Source organism: Streptomyces sp. NPDC059452 (assembly GCF_042750035.1).
Lineage (GTDB): Bacteria > Actinomycetota > Actinomycetes > Streptomycetales > Streptomycetaceae > Streptomyces.
In genome coordinates this window covers 1-19,021 of record NZ_JBHYVE010000028.1, presented here as the reverse complement: position 1 = coordinate 19,021, position 19,021 = coordinate 1, and the positions used below count along the sequence as shown (strand labels likewise).

Genomic DNA, 19,021 nt, shown 5'->3' with positions numbered 1-19,021 from the left:
GCACCTCACCCCGACCCTGTGGAGGCGCGTCATGGCAGGCCGTTGGATCGAAACGTGGGAGCCGGAGGACGAGACGTTCTGGCGGGAGAAGGGCGAGCGCGTCGCCCGCCGCAACCTCTGGTTCTCCGTGCTCTCCGAGCACATCGGATTCTCCATCTGGACGCTGTGGTCGGTGATGGTCCTGTTCATGGGACCGGAGTACGGCGTCGACGCGGCCGGAAAGTTCTTCCTGATCTCCACCGCGACCCTGGTCGGGGCGCTGGTGCGGGTGCCGTACACGTTCGCCGTCGCCCGGTTCGGCGGCCGCAACTGGACGATCTTCAGCGCGGTGAGCCTGCTGGCGCCGACGCTGGCCGCGTTCTGGGTGATGGAGCCGGGGACCTCGTACGGCACGTTCGTGGCGGTCGCCGCGCTCACCGGGATCGGCGGCGGCAACTTCGCCTCCTCGATGACCAACATCAACGCCTTCTTCCCGCTCCGCGAGAAGGGCTGGGCGCTGGGCCTCAACGCGGGCGGCGGCAACATCGGCGTCCCTGTCGTCCAGCTCGTCGGCCTCCTGGTCATCGGCACCCTCGGCGCGGCCCACCCCCGGCTCGTGCTCGGGGTGTACATCCCGCTGATCGTGGTGGCCGCCGTCTGCGCCGCGCTGTACATGGACAACCTCCGGCCCGTACGCAACGACACCGGGGCCGCGCTGGAGGCCGCCCGCGATCCGCACACCTGGATCATGTCGACGCTCTACATCGGCACGTTCGGCTCGTTCATCGGCTACAGCTTCGCCTTCGGCCTGGTCCTCCAGACCCAGTTCGGCCGCACCCCGCTCCAGGCCGCCTCGCTCACCTTCATCGGCCCGCTGCTGGGCTCCCTGATCCGCCCGGTCGGGGGCCGCCTCGCCGACCGGCACGGCGGTGCCCGGATCACGCTGGCCGCCTTCGCCGCGATGGGGGCCGCCACCGCCATCGTCATCCACGCCTCCGCCACCGCCTCCCTCCCCGTCTTCCTCGTCGGCTTCACCGCCCTGTTCGTCCTGACGGGGCTCGGCAACGGATCGACGTACAAGATGATCCCGGGCATCTTCCACGCCCAGGCGATCGAGAAGGGGCTCGACGGCGAGGCGGCCGCCGCCCACGGACGGCGGCTCTCCGGCGCGGCCATGGGGTTCATCGGGGCCGTCGGCGCCCTCGGCGGCCTCGCCATCAACCTCGCCTTCCGGCAGTCCTTCCAGACCTCCGGCACCGGCACCGCCGCCTTCTGGTCCTTCCTCGCCTTCTACGGGGTGTGCTCCGCGATCACCTGGGCGGTATACCTTCGCCGCCCCGCGCCCGTACCCGCGCAACCCGCGAAGCCGCAGATCGGTTACGCAGAGGTGTAGGGAGCGACGGCCCGGCGACGAGCGACGTAACGGCCGGGAAATACGGGGGTACCGAGCCTGTCACGCACCCTTGGCAGTCTCGGGCCTCCGCACATCGCGTACGAGGGGCACCACATCGCGCACCAGCGTGATCACCTCGCACACCAGCGGGACCACGGGAGCCGGGGAACACGCCATGAGGGACGACGACACGACGCACGGCCCCCTCGCGGGGTTCACGGTCGGGGTGACCGCTGCCCGCCGCGCCGAGGAGCTCGCCACCCTCCTCAAGCGGCGCGGCGCCGCCGTCCAGCACGCCCCCGCCCTGCGGATCGTGCCGCTCGCCGACGACAGCGAACTCCTCACCGCCACCCGGGAGCTGATCGACCGGGCCCCCGACGTGGTGGTCGCCACCACCGCCATCGGCTTCCGGGGCTGGGTGGAGGCCGCCGACGGCTGGGGCATCGGCGACGCGCTCCTGGAGCGGCTGCGCGGCGTCGAACTCCTCGCCCGGGGCCCCAAGGTCAAGGGCGCGGTCCGGGCCGCCGGGCTGACCGAGGCCTGGTCGCCCGGGTCCGAATCGATGGCCGAAGTCCTCGACCGGCTCCTCGGCGAGGGCGTCGAGGGCCGCCGCATCGCCCTCCAGCTGCACGGCGAACCGCTCCCCGGCTTCATCGAGTCCCTCCAGGCGGCGGGCGCCGAGGTCGTCGGCGTCCCCGTCTACCGCTGGATGCCCCCGCAGGACATCGCCCCGCTCGACCGGATGCTCGACGCCACCGCCGCCCGCGCCCTGGACGCCGTCACCTTCACCAGCGCCCCCGCCGCCGCCTCGTTCCTGGGCCGAGCCGAGGCCCGGGGGCTCCTCCCGGAGATCCTGGGGGCGCTGCGGGACGACGTCCTGGCCGCCTGCGTCGGACCGGTCACCGCCCTCCCGCTCCAGGCCCGGTCCATCCCCACCGTCCAGCCCGAACGCTTCCGCCTCGGCCCCCTCGTCCAACTGGTCTGCGCCCAACTCCCCACCACCGCCCGGGTCCTGCCCATCGCCGGCCACCGCGTCGAGATCCGGGGCCACGCGGTGCTCGTGGACGACGAACTGCGCGCGGTCCCGCCCGCCGGTATGGCCCTCCTGCGCACCCTGGCCCGCCGCCCCGGCTGGGTGGTGGCCCGCGCCGACCTGCTGCGCGCCCTGCCCGGCACCGGCACCGACGAGCACGCGGTGGAGACGGCGATGGCCCGGCTGCGCTCCGCACTGGGGGCGCCCCGGCTGATCCAGACCGTCGTCAAGCGCGGCTACCGGCTGTCGCTGGACCCGGCCGGGGACACGTCGTACGGGAGGTGAGCAGCGCCGTACGCCGGAGCGGCCTCCGAGCGGCCCGGCGCCTCGCGCACATGGAGATGGCCGTCGAGCGGGAACTCCGGCGGCCGGGCGCTCAGCAGCTCCGCGAACGTGTACCCGCACTTCTCCGCCACCCGGCAGGAGGCCACGTTGTCCACCTGGTGCAGCAGATCGAGCCGGACCAGCCCCTCCCCGGCGAAGGCCGTGAACGCCCAGTCGGTGAGCGCCTCCAGGGCCCGGGGCGCCACACCCCGGCCGCGCGCCCGGGCCGCCGTCCAGTACCCGACCTCGGCCCGCCCGGGGTCCGGTCCTGGCCGCTTCAGCGTCAGGTTGCCGACCAGCTCCCCGCCCCGGGCGGTGTCCGTCACGGCGAAGCTGAACCGGGTGCCCGACTCCCACCCCTCGCGCTGCGACTCCAGCCAGTCGGCGGCCTCCTGAGGTGTGGAGACGGGCAGCCACACCCACTGCCGCATCACCGGGTCGTCGTACGCCTCCAGCAGCGCCGGTACGTCCTCCTCGCGCCAGGGGCGCATCAGCAGAGCGTCGGCCGTGAGCGTGAAGGGTCCGCTCTCCGTTCCCCTTGTTCCCCCGTGTTCTTCCATGGCCGTCACGGTAGCGGGGGTTACGGGCGGGCCCCGCCGGGGGCACTCTGGAGGGTGGTATCCGACCGGGGACCCCGAGGCGGTGACAGGCGCATGGCAGCGGGCAGGGGCGCGTACGTGTGGCGGTTCGACTCCGGCCGGATCTGCCTGGACCTGGTGGCCACCGGGTCCGGCGGCAGGGGGCGCGGCGGCCGTGAACAGCTCGACGGACCGGGGAGGCTCGCCGACTGGCTGACCGCCGCCCGGCTCGTCCCGCCGGGCACCGGACTCGGTGCGCTGGACGCCACCTGGCTGACCCGCTTCCGGGAGTTGCGGGCCGATGTGGAGCGGTTGATGGCGGCCCAACTGGCTGCGGGGAGCGGCCGGGACGGTGCTGCGGTGCCTCAACTCGGGTGCCAGGGCGAGGTGCAGGCCCTGGAGCGGGTCAACTCCCTTGCCGCAGAAGCCCCGCCGGGCCCGCGCGCGGTGCGGGGGGAGGGCGGGGCGCTGGTACGGACCCTGAGCGCCGAGCCCGACTGCGCGGGGCTCCTGGCGGTCGTGGCGCGGGACGCGGTGGACCTGCTCACCGACCCGGTGGCGCGGGGCGCGCTGCGCCGCTGCGCGGGCGGGGCGTGCGACCGGCTCTACCTGGACACCTCGCGCGGGGGCCGACGGCGGTGGTGCTCCGGCGAGGTCTGCGGCAACCGGGAACGGGTCGCCCGGCACCGGCGCCGTACGGCCGGAGGCTCCCCGGCGGAGAGCGACCGGCGGATCCCCGGCGGGAAGGAGCCAGAGAGCTTCCCCGGCGGGAAGGAGCCAGAGAGCTTTCCCGGCGGGAAGCAGCCGCCGGATCCCCGGCCAAAATAAATCCGCCCCGGCGTTGAATGATCCCGCGCCCGTCACCGTATCCATGGCGGAAGAGTCCATTCAGGGTCTCGACCAGGAGGTTTCGGGTGCGCAAGGATGCGGCCGTGGCCGATGACCGTCCGCACAGGGCTCGACATCGTGGTGAGCCGCCCACGCCCCCGGCCGGGATACCCGACGAGGAGCTGATGCGGGCGCTCTACCGCGAGCATGCCGGGCCGCTGCTCGCGTACGTCCTCCGGCTCGTGGCGGGCGACCGCCAACGGGCCGAGGACGTCGTGCAGGAGACGCTCATCCGTGCCTGGAAGAACGCCGGCCGGCTCAACCGGGCCACCGGCTCCGTCCGCCCCTGGCTGGTGACGGTCGCCCGGCGCATCGTCATCGACGGCCACCGCAGCCGGCAGGCCCGGCCGCGTGAGGTCGATCCGTCGCCGCTGGAGGTCATTCCCGCGGAGGACGAGATCGACAAGGCGCTGTGGCTGATGACGCTCTCGGACGCGCTGGAAGATTTGACGCCCGCGCATCGGGAAGCATTGGTCGAGACCTACTTCAAAGGACGTACGGTCAATGAGGCGGCCGAAGTGCTGGGCATCCCCAGCGGGACCGTACGGTCCCGGGTCTTCTACGCACTCCGTTCGATGAAGCTCGCACTGGAAGAGAGGGGGATCACGGCATGAGCGACCAGCAGTGGCAGCCGTTCGGGCCCCGGCCTCCCGGACCCCGTATGCCCACCGGTCCCTCGCACCCCCCGCACTCCCCCTATCCCGCGGGTCCTGCACACCCCTCAGGGCCCGCGTACCTCTCCGCCCCCGGCTACGGCACGAGCCCCGGGCACCCCACGGGCCCCGGGCACCCCACCGGTTCCGGTGGTCCCACTGGCCCCGAGCCGTCGTACGGCGGCGACTCCGGGTATCCCGTAGGCCCTGGCGGCCCCACCGGCCCCGGGGGGTCGTACGGTGGCGGCCCCGAGGGGTCCGAGCACGACGCGGCCGCTGCCTACGTCCTGGGCATCCTGGACGACGCCCAGGCGAGCGACTTCGAGGCCCATCTCGCCGGATGTGCCCGGTGCTCCGCGCACCTCGACGAGTTCGCCGGGATGGAGCCCATGCTCGCGATGCTGGCCGAGGCGCCGGCGACCGCGCCCGGGATCCGTCCCGTACCGCACGTTCCCGAGCGCCCCGCGCCCCGCGTGCTCGGCGGGCTGATGGACGAGGTCGCGCACCGGCGGCACCGGCGGACGAAGCGCAGCAGGTATCTGATCGCCGCGGCGGCCGCCCTGATCATCGGCGGACCGGTCGCCGCCGTCGCCGTGACGGCGGGCGACGAGGGCGGGGCCCGCTCCGTCGCCGTCCGGGACCCGCACCCCACCAGCCCCGCCGAGGACGCCTTCTTCCAGCACATGACGGAGAAGGTGTCGGCGACCGACCCCACCACCCGGGTCGGCGCGACGGTCGGGATGGAGGAGAAGGCGTGGGGCACCCACACCGTCCTGGAGCTGAAGAACGTGAAAGGGCCGCAGAAGTGCACCCTGATCGCCGTCTCCAAGACCGGTGAGGAGGAGGTCGTCACCTCCTGGTCCGTCCCGAAGTGGGGGTACGGCATCGAGGACTCGGCGCACGCCTCGGCGAGGAACCCGCTGTATGTGCACGGCGGCGCGGCGATGGCCCGCGAGGACATCGACCGCTTCGAGGTGCGTACGTTCGACGGGGAGCGGCTGGTGGAGATCGGCGCCTGAGCGGACCCGGCCGTTCCGGGGCGCCTTCTTTCCGGCACGTGTTCCGGCTCCCGTTCCGGCGCGAGTTTCGGCCCGCGGTCCGGCGCGAGTTTCGGCGCGTGCTCTTCTTCCGGCTTCTTCCGACGCGTAATCGCAACACTCGCGACCCGGACGACAGGTGCGCCGGGGCCCCCCTTCGCATAGGGTTGACGGCTGCCCAGTGCACGTCAGAAGGGGGCCTCGGTGGCCGCGCAGGATGCCGCTGTCGATTCGCTGCGGGACCGGGAAATCGGTGTCGAACAGGATCATCTGGACCGCGTTTACCACCGTCTCGAAGAGAAGATCGACGAGGCGGAATTTCTCATGCACGACGCCGTCAAACGCGGGCAGGTCGGCACGCCCGGCGCCCTCGCCGAACGGGACGCCCAGGTCTTCCGGGCGGGCGTCCACCTCAACCGGCTCAACAGCGAGTTCGAGGACTTCCTCTTCGGGCGGATCGACCTGCTCCTCGGCAAGGACGGTGAACGCGGCCCGGACGGCGCCTTCACCTCCGTCGAGCCGGCCGACGACGCCGTACGGGAGGACGCCACCGCCGACATCGCCGAGACGCTCCACATCGGCCGCATCGGGGTCCTGGACTCCGACTACGCGCCGCTGGTGATCGACTGGCGGGCCCCGGCCGCCGCCCCGTTCTACCGCTCCACCCCGAAGGAGCCGGGCCGCGTCGTACGCCGCCGGGTCATCCGCTCCAAGGGCCGCAAGGTCCTCGGGGTCGAGGACGACCTGATGCGCCCGGAGCTGACGGCGTATCTGGGCGGCGAGAAGCTGCCGGTGATCGGCGACGGCGCCCTGATGGCCGCCCTCGGCCAGGCCCGCAGCCACACCATGCGGGACATCGTCGCCTCCATCCAGGCCGAGCAGGACCTGGTGATCCGGGCCCCCGCCGCCTCCGTCACGGAGGTCACCGGCGGCCCCGGCACCGGCAAGACGGCGGTGGCCCTGCACCGGGCCGCGTACCTCCTCTACCAGGACCGGCGGCGGTACGCGGGCGGCATCCTGATCGTCTCGCCGACCCCGCTCCTGGTCGCGTACACCGAAGGGGTGCTGCCCTCGCTCGGTGAGGAGGGGCAGGTCGCGATCCGTGCGATCGGCTCGCTCTCCGACGAGGCGGCGGGCGTGGAGGGGGCCACCGCCTACGACGAACCGGCCATCGCCCGTATCAAGGGCTCCTCCCGGATGCTCCATGTGCTGCGCAAGGCGGCCCGGGGAGCCCTGGAGACGCCGAAGGCGCCCGAGGGCCGGCTTCCCTTCGATGAGGAGCCCGTACAGAACGGCACGGGAGCCACCCCCGACCGGCTGCGCGTCGTCGCCTTCGGGGCCAGGGTCGAGCTGGCGGCCGACGAGCTCCAGCGCATCCGGAACAACGTGCTCAGCGGCACCGCCCCCGTCAACCTGCTGCGCCCGCGCGCCCGCAAGCTGCTGCTGGACGCCCTGTGGAGCAAGTCGTCGGGGCGCGGACGCTACACCGACCCGCAGCTGGTGGCGGAGCTGCGGTCCTCCTTCGACGAGGACGTCTCCACCGAGACGCCGTTCCTGGAGTTCCTGGACGCGTGGTGGCCCGAGCTGACCCCGCGCCGGGTGCTGGCCGCGATGGCCGACGAGAAGCGGCTCGCCCGCTGGTCCCGGCGCATCCTCAACCAGGGCGAGGTGCGCCGGCTGGCCCGCTCCCTGAAGCGGCTGGACGCGGACGGCACCGGCCCCCTCTCCGTACACGATGTGGCGCTGCTGGACGAGCTCCAGGCGCTGCTGGGCACGGTGGTGCGGCCCAAGCGGAAGCGTGAGATGGACCCGCTGGACCAGCTCTCCGGCCTGGAGGAGCTGATGCCGCAGCGCGAGGAGACCCAGTGGGAGCGGGCCGAGCGGCTCGCGGCGGAGCGCACGGAGTACGCGCACGTCATCGTCGACGAGGCGCAGGACCTGACGCCCATGCAGTGGCGGATGGTGGGCCGCCGGGGCCGCCACGCCACCTGGACGATCGTCGGCGACCCGGCCCAGTCCTCCTGGTCCGACCCGGACGAGGCGTCCGCGGCCCGGGACGAGGCGCTCGGCTCCCGGCCGCGCCGCCGCTTCACCCTCACCGTCAACTACCGCAACCCGGCCGAGATCGCGGAGCTGGCCGCCAAGGTGCTGGCGCTGGCCATGCCCGGTATGGAGTCCCCGTCGGCGGTCCGCTCGACCGGGGTGGTGCCGCGCTTCGTCCCGGTCGAGGGCGGCGACCTGGCCGCCACGGTCCGCGCGGAGGCGCGCCGGCTGCTGGCGGAGGTGGACGGCACGGTCGGCGTGGTCGTGGCGATGAACCGGCGCGCCCAGGCCCGCGCATGGCTCGCGGAGCTGGGGGAGCGGGTGGTGGCGCTGGGCAGCCTGGAGGCGAAGGGGCTGGAGTACGACGCCACGGTGGTCGTCTCACCGGCGGAGATCGCGGACGAGTCCCCGGCCGGGCTGCGGGTGCTGTACGTGGCGCTGACCCGGGCCACCCAGCAGCTGACGGTGGTGTCGGGGGAGCGGGACATGCCGGACGAGGACGGGGTGCCGGACCTGCTGAGGGAGTGACAGCGGGCCACCCGGGCGTGGCCGATCGGGTGGTCGGAGCAGGTTTCGCGAGTCAACCGGGCGCACGGGAATCACTTCTCGGAGGTCTTTGTTACCGTGGTACTGGCACCGGCTCGATCCAAGCCCCCGGGCCCAACCTTCGTCGCTTCGAGCGACCACTTGCCGCGAGGCGAGCATGGCGGGCCGGTGTCATCCAACTGAAGAAGACAGACCCGCGTCACCTGATGGTGGCGCGGGTCTGTTCTCGTTTACGGGCCGGCCGGCGCTGTCTCCCCATCGGTTTCCGGCCGTTGGGGGTTCCGCCGAACGGGTGACTTCTCGTATGGTGGAAAATACTTTCCGAAAGGCGGCACTCATTACCGGCTACCAGCCGGTAGGTGCGACGATTCGGGAAGCGTGACCGGAACGAGGGTTCCGGATACGAAGCAATGAAGCTTGAGGAAAGCGAAGGACTCGGCCATGGCAACGGCGCCCAGCGTCTCGTACTCGATGACGGTCAGGCTGGAGGTGCCCGCGAGCGGCACCGCGGTCTCCCAGCTCACCACGGCCGTCGAGTCCTCCGGAGGCTCGGTCACCGGCCTCGACGTCACCGCGTCCGGCCACGAGAAGCTGCGGATCGACGTCACGATCGCGGCCACCTCCACCTCGCACGCGGACGAGATCGTCGAAGGTCTGCGCGACATCGAGGGCGTCATCCTGGGCAAGGTCTCCGACCGTACGTTCCTGATGCACCTCGGCGGCAAGATCGAGATGGCGTCCAAGCACCCCATCCGCAGCCGTGACGACCTCTCGATGATCTACACCCCCGGTGTCGCCCGGGTCTGCATGGCCATCGCCGAGAACCCCGAGGACGCGCGCCGCCTCACCATCAAGCGCAACTCCGTCGCAGTCGTGACGGACGGCTCCGCGGTGCTCGGCCTCGGCAACATCGGCCCGATGGCCGCGCTGCCCGTCATGGAGGGCAAGGCGGCCCTCTTCAAGCGGTTCGCGGGCATCGACGCCTGGCCGATCTGCCTGGACACCCAGGACACCGACTCCATCGTCGAGATCGTCAAGGCGATCGCCCCCGGGTTCGCGGGCATCAACCTGGAGGACATCTCCGCCCCCCGCTGCTTCGAGATCGAGGCCCGGCTGCGCGAGGCCCTGGACATCCCCGTCTTCCACGACGACCAGCACGGCACCGCCATCGTCGTCCTGGCCGCCCTGACCAACGCCCTGCGCGTGGTGGGCAAGGGCATCGGCGACGTACGGGTCGTCATGTCCGGTGCCGGAGCGGCCGGTACGGCCATCCTGAAGCTTCTGATCGCCGCCGGTGTCAAGCACGCCGTCGTCGCCGACATCCACGGCGTCGTGCACGCCGGACGTGAGGATCTGGTCGCCGCCGACCCGGACTCGCCGCTGCGCTGGATCGCCGACAACACCAACCCGGAGGGCGTCACCGGCACCCTCAAGGAGGCCGTCGTGGGCGCCGACGTCTTCATCGGCGTCTCCGCCCCGAACGTCCTGAACGGCGACGACGTCGCGGCGATGGCGGATGGCGCGATCGTGTTCGCGCTTGCGAACCCGGACCCCGAGGTCGACCCGGCGATCGCCCGCGAGACCGCCGCCGTCGTCGCCACCGGCCGCTCCGACTTCCCCAACCAGATCAACAACGTGCTGGTCTTCCCGGGCGTCTTCCGCGGTCTGCTGGACGCTCAGTCCCGCACCGTCAACACGGAGATGATGCTCGCCGCCGCCGGAGCCCTCGCCGACGTGGTCGCCGAGGACGAGGTCAACGCGAACTACATCATCCCCTCTGTCTTCAACGACAAGGTCGCCGGTGCGGTCGCCGGAGCCGTCCGCGCCGCCGCCAAGGCCGCCGCGGGCACCGGACCGGCCTCCTCCACCGCCGTCTGACCCCACCTGTTTCACGGGCCCTCCCAGGGGTACGCGCGCAACGCCCTGGGCCGCACCCGCCCGCGCCGTACGGCGCGTCGCGGGTCGCGGCGCCCCAAACGCCCCTTTAGGGTGGGCGGGCAGTGGGCCCCGCGGGGCCCGGCATCCGCTGCGGACCGCTAAGGGAAGCCGACGGAACGTCACCACGAGCAGGCAGTGGCGCTTTTCGTTGACCCTGAAGGGTTCCGGATTGGCTTTCCCGCCGCAGGTGGGGGCAGGATGCGTAATCGGGCGCGAGGGTCTGACATCAGACCCGGGTCCGGGGACTGTCAGAGGGCCCTGGCAGCATCGGCTTCGATCTCACGCCTCACAGGCAAGAAGAACACGGGAGTAACAACATGAACCGCAGTGAGCTGGTGGCCGCCCTGGCCGACCGCGCCGAGGTGACTCGCAAGGACGCCGACGCCGTGCTGGCCGCGCTCGCCGAGACCGTCGGTGAGATCGTCGCCAAGGGCGACGAGAAGGTCACCATCCCCGGTTTCCTGACCTTCGAGCGCACCCACCGTGCCGCTCGCACCGCTCGCAACCCGCAGACCGGCGACCCGATCAACATCCCGGCCGGCTACAGCGTGAAGGTCTCCGCGGGCTCGAAGCTCAAGGAAGCCGCCAAGGGCAAGTAACCCTCAAAGGCGCAAGGAGGGCGGCCACCCCCGACCAGGGGTGGCCGCCCTCGCGCATGCCCGGGGCACATGCGCCCCGCTCATGCGCCCGTACGCCGTGCGGGTCCTGGGGGTGCCATCGGCGTACCGGCGGAGCGCTCGCGGGCCGTGAGGGCCGCTCCCGGCGCCTCCGGGGACCGCTGAAGCGCCCCGCCGCCCGCCTGAGCCCGGAAAGACCGGTGCCCCGGCCCCCTCTGGGAGGGGGCCGGGGCACCGGTCCGCGCAATGCTGTGTGCGGCAGCACTGTGCGGGGTCAGACCAGCGAACCGCCCGGCAGCTCCACCTTCGCGCCGAGCTTCTCCAGCTTCTCCATGAAGTTCTCGTAGCCGCGGTTGATCAGGTCGATGCCGTGCACCCGGGAGGTGCCCTGGGCAGCCAGCGCCGCGATCAGGTACGAGAAGCCGCCGCGCAGGTCGGGGATGACCAGATCGGCGCCCTGGAGCTTCGTCGGCCCGGAGACGACCGCCGAGTGCAGGAAGTTGCGCTGGCCGAAGCGGCAGTCCGAACCGCCCAGGCACTCCCGGTAGAGCTGGATGTGCGCACCCATCTGGTTGAGCGCGGAGGTGAAGCCGAGCCGCGACTCGTACACCGTCTCGTGGACGATGGAGAGCCCCGCGGCCTGCGTCAGCGCCACCACCAGGGGCTGCTGCCAGTCGGTCTGGAAGCCGGGGTGCACGTCCGTCTCCAGCGCGATGGCGTTGAGCGCGCCGCCCGGGTGCCAGAAGCGGATGCCCTCGTCGTCGATCTCGAAGGCACCGCCGACCCGGCGGTAGGTGTTGAGGAAGGTCATCATGGAACGCTGCTGGGCGCCGCGTACGTAGATGTTGCCCTCGGTCGCCAGCGCCGCCGACGCCCAGGAGGCCGCCTCCAGGCGGTCCGGGATCGCCCGGTGGGTGTATCCGTCGAGCTTGTCGACACCGGTGATCCGGATGGTCCGGTCGGTGTCCATGGAGATGATCGCGCCCATCTTCTGCAGTACGCAGATGAGGTCCTCGATCTCCGGCTCGACGGCCGCGTTGGACAGCTCGGTGACGCCCTCGGCGAGGACGGCGGTGAGCAGCACCTGCTCGGTGGAGCCCACCGAGGGGTACGGCAGCCGGATCTTGGTGCCGCGCAGCCGCTGCGGGGCCTCCAGGTACTGGCCGTCGGCCCGCTTCTCGATGGTCGCGCCGAACTGGCGGAGCACCTCGAAGTGGAAGTCGATCGGCCGGCCGCCGATGTCGCAGCCGCCCAGGCCCGGGATGAAGGCGTGGCCGAGGCGGTGCAGCAGGGGGCCGCAGAAGAGGATCGGGATGCGCGACGAGCCCGCGTGGGCATCGATGTCAGCGACGTTCGCGCTCTCGACGTGCGAGGGGTCGAGGATCAGTTCGCCCGGCTCGTCGCCGGGGCGGACGGTGACGCCGTGCAGCTGGAGGAGCCCCCGGACCACCCGTACGTCACGGATGTCGGGAACGTTGCGGAGGCGGCTCGGCCCGCTGCCGAGCAGCGCGGCGACCATTGCCTTCGGCACCAGGTTCTTGGCGCCTCGGACGCGGATCTCGCCCTCCAGCGGGGTGCCGCCGTGGACAAGCAGGACATCGTCTGTGCCGGTCATGTATCTCGCGTTCCGGAGTGGTCGGGCAGGGGGCCAACGAAAAGGGTAATGGCCTCCTACCCCCCTTCCGTAAGGCGAAGGGGGGTGTACGAACGTCATGAATCCGCCACAACACCCTCCGCGCACCCGATCTTGCGGAGGGTCACCGTCCGGATGGCCCCCGGATCCTGCCCTCGTGGTGCGCTCCCCGTGCCTCCGTGCGCCCTGAGCTGCGCTCGCTCTCCTGAGGTGGTCATCACGGCCGCCCGGCCCCCGCGAAGGGCGAAGATGCGGGATCATTTCTGCCATGACGGAGGTGTCCTCGCTCACAGGGCGACTGCTCGTGGCCACGCCCGCCCTCGCGGACCCGAATTTCGACCGCGCGGTGGTGCTCCTCCTCGACCACGACGAGGAGGGCTCCCTCGGCGTGGTCCTGAACCGCCCGACCCCGGTCGGGGTCGGTGACATCCTCGACTGCTGGGCCGGGCTGACCGGTGAGCCGGACGTCGTCTTCCAGGGCGGCCCGGTCTCGCTGGACTCGGCGCTCGGCGTCGCGGTGATCCCCGGCGACGAGGGCCCGCTCGGCTGGCGCCGGGTCCACGGGGCGATCGGCCTGGTCGACCTGGAGACCCCGCCGGAGCTGCTGGGACCGGCCCTCGGCTCGCTGCGGATCTTCGCCGGGTACGCGGGCTGGGGCCCGGGTCAACTGGAGGGCGAACTGGGTGAGGGTGCCTGGTACGTGGTCGAGTCCGAGCCCGGCGACGTCTCCTTCACCCGCCCCGAACACCTCTGGCGTGCGGTGCTCCGCCGTCAGCGCAGCGAGCTGGCGATGATCGCCACGTATCCGGACGACCCTTCGCTCAACTGAAGGCCCGCTTCTTCAGTACCCTTGGCGGTTATGAGCACTCTTGAGCCCGATCGCGGGGCAGGTACGGGGACCCTCGTAGAGCCGACGCCGCAGGTGTCGAGGGGCGACGGCGACCACGAGCGCTACGCCCACTACGTCCAGAAGGACAAGATCATGGCGAGCGCCCTGGAGGGCACTCCCGTGGTGGCGCTGTGCGGCAAGGTCTGGGTGCCGGGGCGCGACCCCAAGAAGTATCCGGTCTGTCCGATGTGCAAGGAGATCTACGAGTCCATGGGCGCCGGCGGCGACAAGGACAAGGGCAAGGGCGGCAAGGACAAGGGCAAGAAGTAGGGCCCGGGCTCCCCTCAGGTTCCACGGCCCCCGGTACGCGCGGTCGACGCGCGTACCGGGGGCCTTTGCGTTGCCGGTGACGGATCGTGACCGATCGCTCGCGTTGCACGGGCTGCTCCCGCTGGTCACAGAGTGGTGGAGACCACTTGTCGGCGCCGGAACCGGGACTTACTCTCCTGCCAGTTGTGCAGAACGAAACGCACGTTGCACATGATGCAACGCATGACCGGTAGGGGTTCCCGGATGAAGCTTTCTGCCCGAATTGCCGCCCCCGTCGCGGCGCTTGTCCTGGCGGGCCTCACCGCCACCGCCTGTGCGCCGCAGACATCCGACACCAGTGCGAAGGGTGACGAGAAGAGCGGCACTCTCCGTGTCTGGCTCTTCCAGGAGGTCGGCAACAAGCCCAAGGAGAAGGTCGTCAACGACGCCGTCGCCGCGTTCGAGAAGAGCCACCAGGGCACCGACGTCAAGATCGAGTACATACCCGTCGACACCCGCGCCCAGCGCATCAAGGCCGCGTTCAACGACCCCAAGAGCGCCCCCGACCTCATCGAGTACGGCAACAGCGACACCGCCGGATACGTCAAGGACGGCGGACTCGCGGACATCACCGAGGAGTTCGAGGCCTGGGACGAGGCCCGGGACACCGACCCGATCGCCAAGCAGTCCGTCACCGTCGGCGACAAGGTCTACGGCGCGCCCTTCTTCGTAGGCGTACGCGCCCTCTACTACCGCACCGACGTCTTCAAGGAGCTCGGCATCGAGCCCCCCAAGTCCCAGGCCGAGCTGATCTCCACGGCCAAGAAGATCCGCAAGGCCAAGCCGGACCTCTACGGCCTCGCGGTCGGCGGCGCCTACACCTACGGCGCGATGCCCTTCATCTGGTCCCACGGCGGCGAGATCGCGGGCGAGACCGACGGTACGTACAAGTCCGGCATCAACAGCGAGAAGGCCCGCAAGGGCATCGAGGCCTACACCTCGCTCTTCGGCGACGACAACTGTCCGGCCGCCAAGTGCGCCTCCATGGGCGGCAACGCCACCGTGACCGCCTTCGCCTCCGGCAAGGCCGCCATGGCGATCGGCGGCGACTTCAGCCACGCGGCCGTCGAGGCGGGCTCGGTCAAGGGCAAGTACGCCGTCGTCCCGCTGCCCGGCGTCGCGCCGAACTCCATCGCCCCCGCCTTCGCGGGCGGCAACAACATCGGCGTACTGAAGAGCAGTTCGCACCGCACCCTCGCCGTCGACCTGATGAAGTCGCTGACCGCCAAGCAGACCCAGGCCCAGATGTTCGACGCGATGGGCTTCCTGCCCACCTACACCGACGTCCTGGACAACGCCGCGAAGAAGCAGCCCTTCGTCGCCCCGTTCGTACAGACCCTCGGCGCGGGCGCCAAGTTCGTCCCCGCCTCGCCCGCCTGGGGCCAGATCGACGCCTCCCTGGTCCTGCCGACGATGTTCCAGGAGATCGTCTCGGGCCGTAAGGACGTGGCGAAGGCCTCGGACGACGCGGCGAAGAAGATGGACGCGGCCTTCACCGACGCGGGCTGACCATGACCACGCACACCCCGCCCCTCAAGGCCCCGGCCGCCGCCGCGGCCGGGGCGGGCACCGGCACCCCCGCCGGCCGCCCGCCCCGGCGCCGCCGGTCCGCCTCGCCCCAGCGGCACTCCGGCTGGACCCCCTGGCTCTATCTGCTGCCCGCCCTCGTCCTGCTCGCCGGGCTGCTCGTCTACCCGATCTACCAGCTCGGCCTGATCTCGTTCCTGGAGTACACCCAGGCCCAGGTCAGCGGCGGCGAACCCACCACCTTCAAGGGCTTCGACAACTACGCCACCCTCTTCAACGACAGCCAGTTCTGGCAGGTCCTTCTCGCCACCGTCCTCTTCGCCGCGGCCTGCGTGGTCTCCACGCTCGTCTTCGGCTGCGCCATGGCCGTCCTGCTCACCCGCATCCGCGCCCTGCCCCGGCTGGTGCTGATGATGGCCGCACTCGGCGCCTGGGCCACCCCCGCGATCACCGGCTCCACGGTCTGGGTCTTCCTCTTCGACCCCGACTTCGGACCGGTCAACAAGGTGCTCGGCCTCGGCGACTTCTCCTGGACGTACGGCCGCTACAGCGCCTTCGCGCTCGTACTCATGGAAGTCCTGTGGTGCTCGTTCCCGTTCGTCATGGTCACCGTGTACGCGGGCATCCGGGCCATCCCCACCGAGGTGCTGGAGGCCGCCTCGCTGGACGGCGCGTCCCAGTGGCGGATCTGGCGGACCATCATGGCGCCGATGCTCAAGCCCATCCTGATCGTCGTCACCATCCAGTCGATCATCTGGGACTTCAAGGTCTTCACCCAGATCTACGTCATGACCAACGGCGGCGGCATCGCCGGCCAGAACCTGGTGCTCAACGTGTACGCGTACCAGAAGGCGTTCGCGTCCTCGCAGTACAGCCTCGGCTCGGCGATCGGCGTCGTGATGCTGGTGATCCTGCTGGCCGTCACGCTGGTCTATCTGCGCCTGGTGCGGCGCCAGGGGGAGGAACTGTGAGCGTACGTACGTTGCTGCGGGTCAAGCGGCCCGGCAGGCTGGCCGCCGAGGCCGCCGCCCTGCTGATCGCCGTGGCGGTCGCCTTCCCCCTCTACTGGATGGTGCTCTCCGCCTTCAAACCGGCCGGGGAGATCCAGTCCACCGACCCCCGGCCCTGGACGCTCGCGCCCTCGCTCGACTCGTTCCGCCGGGTCTTCGAACAGCAGGACTTCGGCCGCTACTTCCTCAACAGCCTGCTGGTGGCGGGCACGGTCGTCATCCTCTCGGCGCTGATCGCCTTCCTGGCCGCCACCGCCGTGACCCGCTTCCGCTTCAAGTTCCGCACCACCCTGCTGATCATGTTCCTGGTCGCGCAGATGGTGCCGGTGGAGGCGCTGACCATCCCGCTGTTCTTCCTGATGCGGGACTTCGGCCAGCTGAACACGCTCGGCTCGCTGATCCTGCCGCACCTCGCCTTCTCGCTGCCGTTCGCCATCTGGATGCTGCGCGGCTTCGTCAGGGCGGTCCCCGAAGCCCTGGAGGAGGCCGCCTACATCGACGGGGCCAGCCGCACCCGCTTCCTGTGGCAGATCCTCTTCCCGCTGGTCTTCCCGGGGCTCGTGGCGACCAGCGTCTTCTCCTTCATCACCACCTGGAACGACTTCCTGTTCGCGAAGTCCTTCATCATCAGCGACACCTCCCAGTCGACGCTGCCGATGGCACTGCTGGTCTTCTTCAAACCGGACGAGAACGACTGGGGCGGGATCATGGCAGCCTCGACGGTGATGACCATTCCCGTCCTCGTCTTCTTCGTACTCGTACAGCGACGCCTGGTCTCCGGACTGGGCGGAGCGGTAAAGGACTGACGTCATGACATCCCAGGACGCCGACACGACACCCGAGTCCGACACAACATCCCAGGCCGACACGGCCTCCGAGGCCGATACGACCCCCGAGGCCGATACGACCCCCGGGGAAGCCGGCCCGGACACCTCCGGTGGCGGGGCGGTCCCCGGCCTCGTCCCCGCCCCGCGCAGCCTCACCTGGGGACCGCCCGGACAGCAGCCGTTCGCGCTGGGCGCGGCGACCGTGCTCAGCGCCGCCCCGGGCACCGAAGGTGTCGCCCGCTGGCTGCGCGCCACCGTGGGTGCCGCCACCGGTCTGGACCTGGCACCGGGCACCGACGGCCCCCGTGTGGAGCTCGCGCTCGACGCGGCACTGGCCCCCGAGGCGTACCGCCTGGCCGTCGACGCCGGGGCCGTACACATCACCGGAGGGAGCGCCGCCGGGCTGTTCTGGGGGGCGCAGACCTTCCGTCAGCTCCTGGGCCCGGACGCCTTCCGCCGCGCGCCCCTGGCACCGGGGCGCACCCGGGAGGTCCCGGCCGTGGTCGTCGAGGACGAGCCGCGCTTCTCCTGGCGCGGACTGATGCTCGACGTCTCCCGGCACTTCCTGCCCAAGGACGACGTCCTGCGCTACCTCGACCTCCTCGCCGCCCACAAGCTGAACGTCTTCCACTTCCACCTCACCGACGACCAGGGCTGGCGCATCGAGATCAAGCGCTACCCGCGCCTGACCGAGGCCGGTGCCTGGCGCTCGCGCACCAAGTACGGGCACCGGGCCTCCGAGCTGTGGGACGAGACCCCCTACGGCGGCTACTACACCCAGGACGACATCCGCGAGATCGTCGCCTACGCCGCCGAGCGGCATATCCGGGTGGTCCCCGAGATCGACATCCCGGGCCACTCGCAGGCCGCCATCAGCGCATACCCCGAGCTGGGCAACACCGACGTCATCGACACCACCACCCTCTCCGTCTGGGACACCTGGGGCGTCAGTCCGAACGTACTCGCCCCCACTGACAACACCCTGCGCTTCTACGAGGGCGTCCTGGAGGAGGTCCTGGAGCTCTTCCCCGCCACGACCTCGCCGTTCGTCCACATCGGCGGTGACGAGTGCCCCAAGGACCAGTGGAAGGAGTCCCCGACGGCACAGGCCCGGATCGCCGAACTCGGCCTGAAGGACGAGGACGAGCTCCAGTCCTGGTTCATCCGCCACTTCGACACCTGGCTCACCGCGCGCGGCCGCCGCCTCATCGGCTGGGACGAGATCCTCGAAGGCGGCCTCGCCGAGGGCGCGGCCGTCTCCTCCTGGCGTGGTTACGCCGGAGGCATCGCCGCCTCCGAGGCCGGGCACGACGTGGTGATGTGCCCGGAGCAGCAGGTGTACCTGGACCACCGTCAGGACGGCGGCCCCGACGAGCCGATGCCCATCGGGTACGTCCGCACCCTGGAGGACGTCTACCGCTTCGAACCCGTTCCACCGGGCCTCTCCGAGGAGGCCGCCCGGCACGTCCTCGGTACCCAGGGCAACGTGTGGACCGAGGTCATGCAGAACAGGTCACGCGTCGACTACCAGGTCTTCCCGCGCCTCGCCGCCCTCGCGGAGGTCGCCTGGACGCCCCTGCCCGCCCCGGCCGAACGGGACTTCGAAGGGTTCGATGCGCGCATGACGGACCATTACGCCCGGCTCGACGCCCTCGGTGTCGACTACCGCAGGCCGGGCGGCCCGCTGCCGTGGCAGCAGCGGCCCGGCATCCTCGGCCGCCCGATCGAGGGAGCGCCGCCGGTGGTGTGATCCCCGGAACCGGTGTACGCGGCGCACGCGGCGGACGTCCGCCGCGT

The 19,021-nt window shown here is 71.2% G+C and carries 16 protein-coding genes; 14 read left to right on the top strand and 2 right to left on the bottom strand.

The genetic code is table 11. The features are described from left to right. Positions 1 to 31: 31 nt before the first annotated feature. Complete coding sequence (locus ACFW9Z_RS29440) at positions 32 to 1,372, top strand: nitrate/nitrite transporter (RefSeq protein WP_384645614.1); 1,341 nt, start codon at positions 32 to 34, stop codon at positions 1,370 to 1,372. A gap of 175 nt (positions 1,373 to 1,547) precedes the next feature. After that, complete coding sequence (locus ACFW9Z_RS29435) at positions 1,548 to 2,690, top strand: uroporphyrinogen-III synthase (protein WP_384645613.1); 1,143 nt, start codon at positions 1,548 to 1,550, stop codon at positions 2,688 to 2,690. Here ACFW9Z_RS29435 and ACFW9Z_RS29430 read toward each other — a convergent pair. Further along, entirely contained in the window at positions 2,642 to 3,289 is a 648-nt protein-coding gene (locus ACFW9Z_RS29430; protein WP_384645611.1) for a GNAT family N-acetyltransferase, read from the bottom strand. The two genes, ACFW9Z_RS29435 and ACFW9Z_RS29430, sit on opposite strands and share 49 nt — an antisense overlap. Before the next feature lie 93 nt (positions 3,290 to 3,382). Between ACFW9Z_RS29430 and ACFW9Z_RS29425 the strand changes: the two genes are divergently transcribed. The 6 genes from ACFW9Z_RS29425 (at position 3,383) to ACFW9Z_RS29400 (ending at position 11,011) form a co-directional block, all read left to right on the top strand. Beyond that, positions 3,383 to 4,135: a CGNR zinc finger domain-containing protein gene (locus ACFW9Z_RS29425; RefSeq protein ID WP_384645610.1), complete on the top strand. Its 753-nt coding sequence runs from the start codon at positions 3,383 to 3,385 to the stop codon at positions 4,133 to 4,135. Positions 4,136 to 4,221: 86 nt separating this feature from the next. Further along, a complete protein-coding gene (locus ACFW9Z_RS29420) occupies positions 4,222 to 4,809 on the top strand; it encodes a sigma-70 family RNA polymerase sigma factor (protein ID WP_384645609.1) in 588 nt (195 codons plus the stop codon). Then, positions 4,806 to 5,867: an anti-sigma factor family protein gene (locus tag ACFW9Z_RS29415; protein WP_384645608.1), complete on the top strand. Its 1,062-nt coding sequence runs from the start codon at positions 4,806 to 4,808 to the stop codon at positions 5,865 to 5,867. The genes ACFW9Z_RS29420 and ACFW9Z_RS29415 overlap by 4 nt, the downstream gene beginning before the upstream one ends. Positions 5,868 to 6,089: 222 nt before the next feature. After that, on the top strand, positions 6,090 to 8,456 hold the full coding sequence (locus ACFW9Z_RS29410; protein ID WP_384645607.1) for a HelD family protein: 2,367 nt from the start codon (positions 6,090 to 6,092) through the stop codon (positions 8,454 to 8,456). Positions 8,457 to 8,915: 459 nt separating this feature from the next. Then, on the top strand, positions 8,916 to 10,352 hold the full coding sequence (locus ACFW9Z_RS29405; RefSeq protein ID WP_384645606.1) for an NAD-dependent malic enzyme: 1,437 nt from the start codon (positions 8,916 to 8,918) through the stop codon (positions 10,350 to 10,352). A gap of 377 nt (positions 10,353 to 10,729) precedes the next feature. Beyond that, on the top strand, positions 10,730 to 11,011 hold the full coding sequence (locus ACFW9Z_RS29400; RefSeq protein WP_003968811.1) for an HU family DNA-binding protein: 282 nt from the start codon (positions 10,730 to 10,732) through the stop codon (positions 11,009 to 11,011). A 292-nt stretch (positions 11,012 to 11,303) separates the two neighbouring features. Here the strand turns inward: ACFW9Z_RS29400 and murA are convergent, their stop codons facing one another. Further along, positions 11,304 to 12,644, bottom strand: a complete 1,341-nt coding sequence (gene murA / locus ACFW9Z_RS29395) for a UDP-N-acetylglucosamine 1-carboxyvinyltransferase (protein ID WP_069742708.1) — start codon at positions 12,642 to 12,644, stop codon at positions 11,304 to 11,306. 286 nt (positions 12,645 to 12,930) lie between these two features. On the opposite strand from murA, the gene ACFW9Z_RS29390 reads away from it, so the two are divergent. The 6 genes from ACFW9Z_RS29390 (at position 12,931) to ACFW9Z_RS29365 (ending at position 18,974) form a co-directional block, all read left to right on the top strand. After that, positions 12,931 to 13,491, top strand: coding sequence for a YqgE/AlgH family protein (locus ACFW9Z_RS29390; RefSeq protein ID WP_384645605.1), 561 nt, complete (start codon positions 12,931 to 12,933; stop codon positions 13,489 to 13,491). 30 nt (positions 13,492 to 13,521) lie between these two features. Then, positions 13,522 to 13,821, top strand: coding sequence for a DUF3039 domain-containing protein (locus ACFW9Z_RS29385; RefSeq protein ID WP_029395429.1), 300 nt, complete (start codon positions 13,522 to 13,524; stop codon positions 13,819 to 13,821). Positions 13,822 to 14,064: 243 nt separating this feature from the next. Further along, on the top strand, positions 14,065 to 15,369 hold the full coding sequence (locus tag ACFW9Z_RS29380; RefSeq protein WP_384645603.1) for an extracellular solute-binding protein: 1,305 nt from the start codon (positions 14,065 to 14,067) through the stop codon (positions 15,367 to 15,369). A gap of 2 nt (positions 15,370 to 15,371) precedes the next feature. After that, the gene (locus ACFW9Z_RS29375) at positions 15,372 to 16,358 is read left to right on the top strand and encodes a carbohydrate ABC transporter permease (protein WP_384645602.1); all 987 of its coding nucleotides are present in this window, start codon (positions 15,372 to 15,374) and stop codon (positions 16,356 to 16,358) included. Beyond that, the gene (locus tag ACFW9Z_RS29370; RefSeq protein WP_384645601.1) at positions 16,355 to 17,203 is read left to right on the top strand and encodes a carbohydrate ABC transporter permease; all 849 of its coding nucleotides are present in this window, start codon (positions 16,355 to 16,357) and stop codon (positions 17,201 to 17,203) included. The genes ACFW9Z_RS29375 and ACFW9Z_RS29370 overlap by 4 nt, the downstream gene beginning before the upstream one ends. A 4-nt stretch (positions 17,204 to 17,207) precedes the next feature. Next, positions 17,208 to 18,974, top strand: a complete 1,767-nt coding sequence (locus tag ACFW9Z_RS29365; RefSeq protein ID WP_384645600.1) for a beta-N-acetylhexosaminidase — start codon at positions 17,208 to 17,210, stop codon at positions 18,972 to 18,974. Positions 18,975 to 19,021 lie beyond the last annotated feature (47 nt).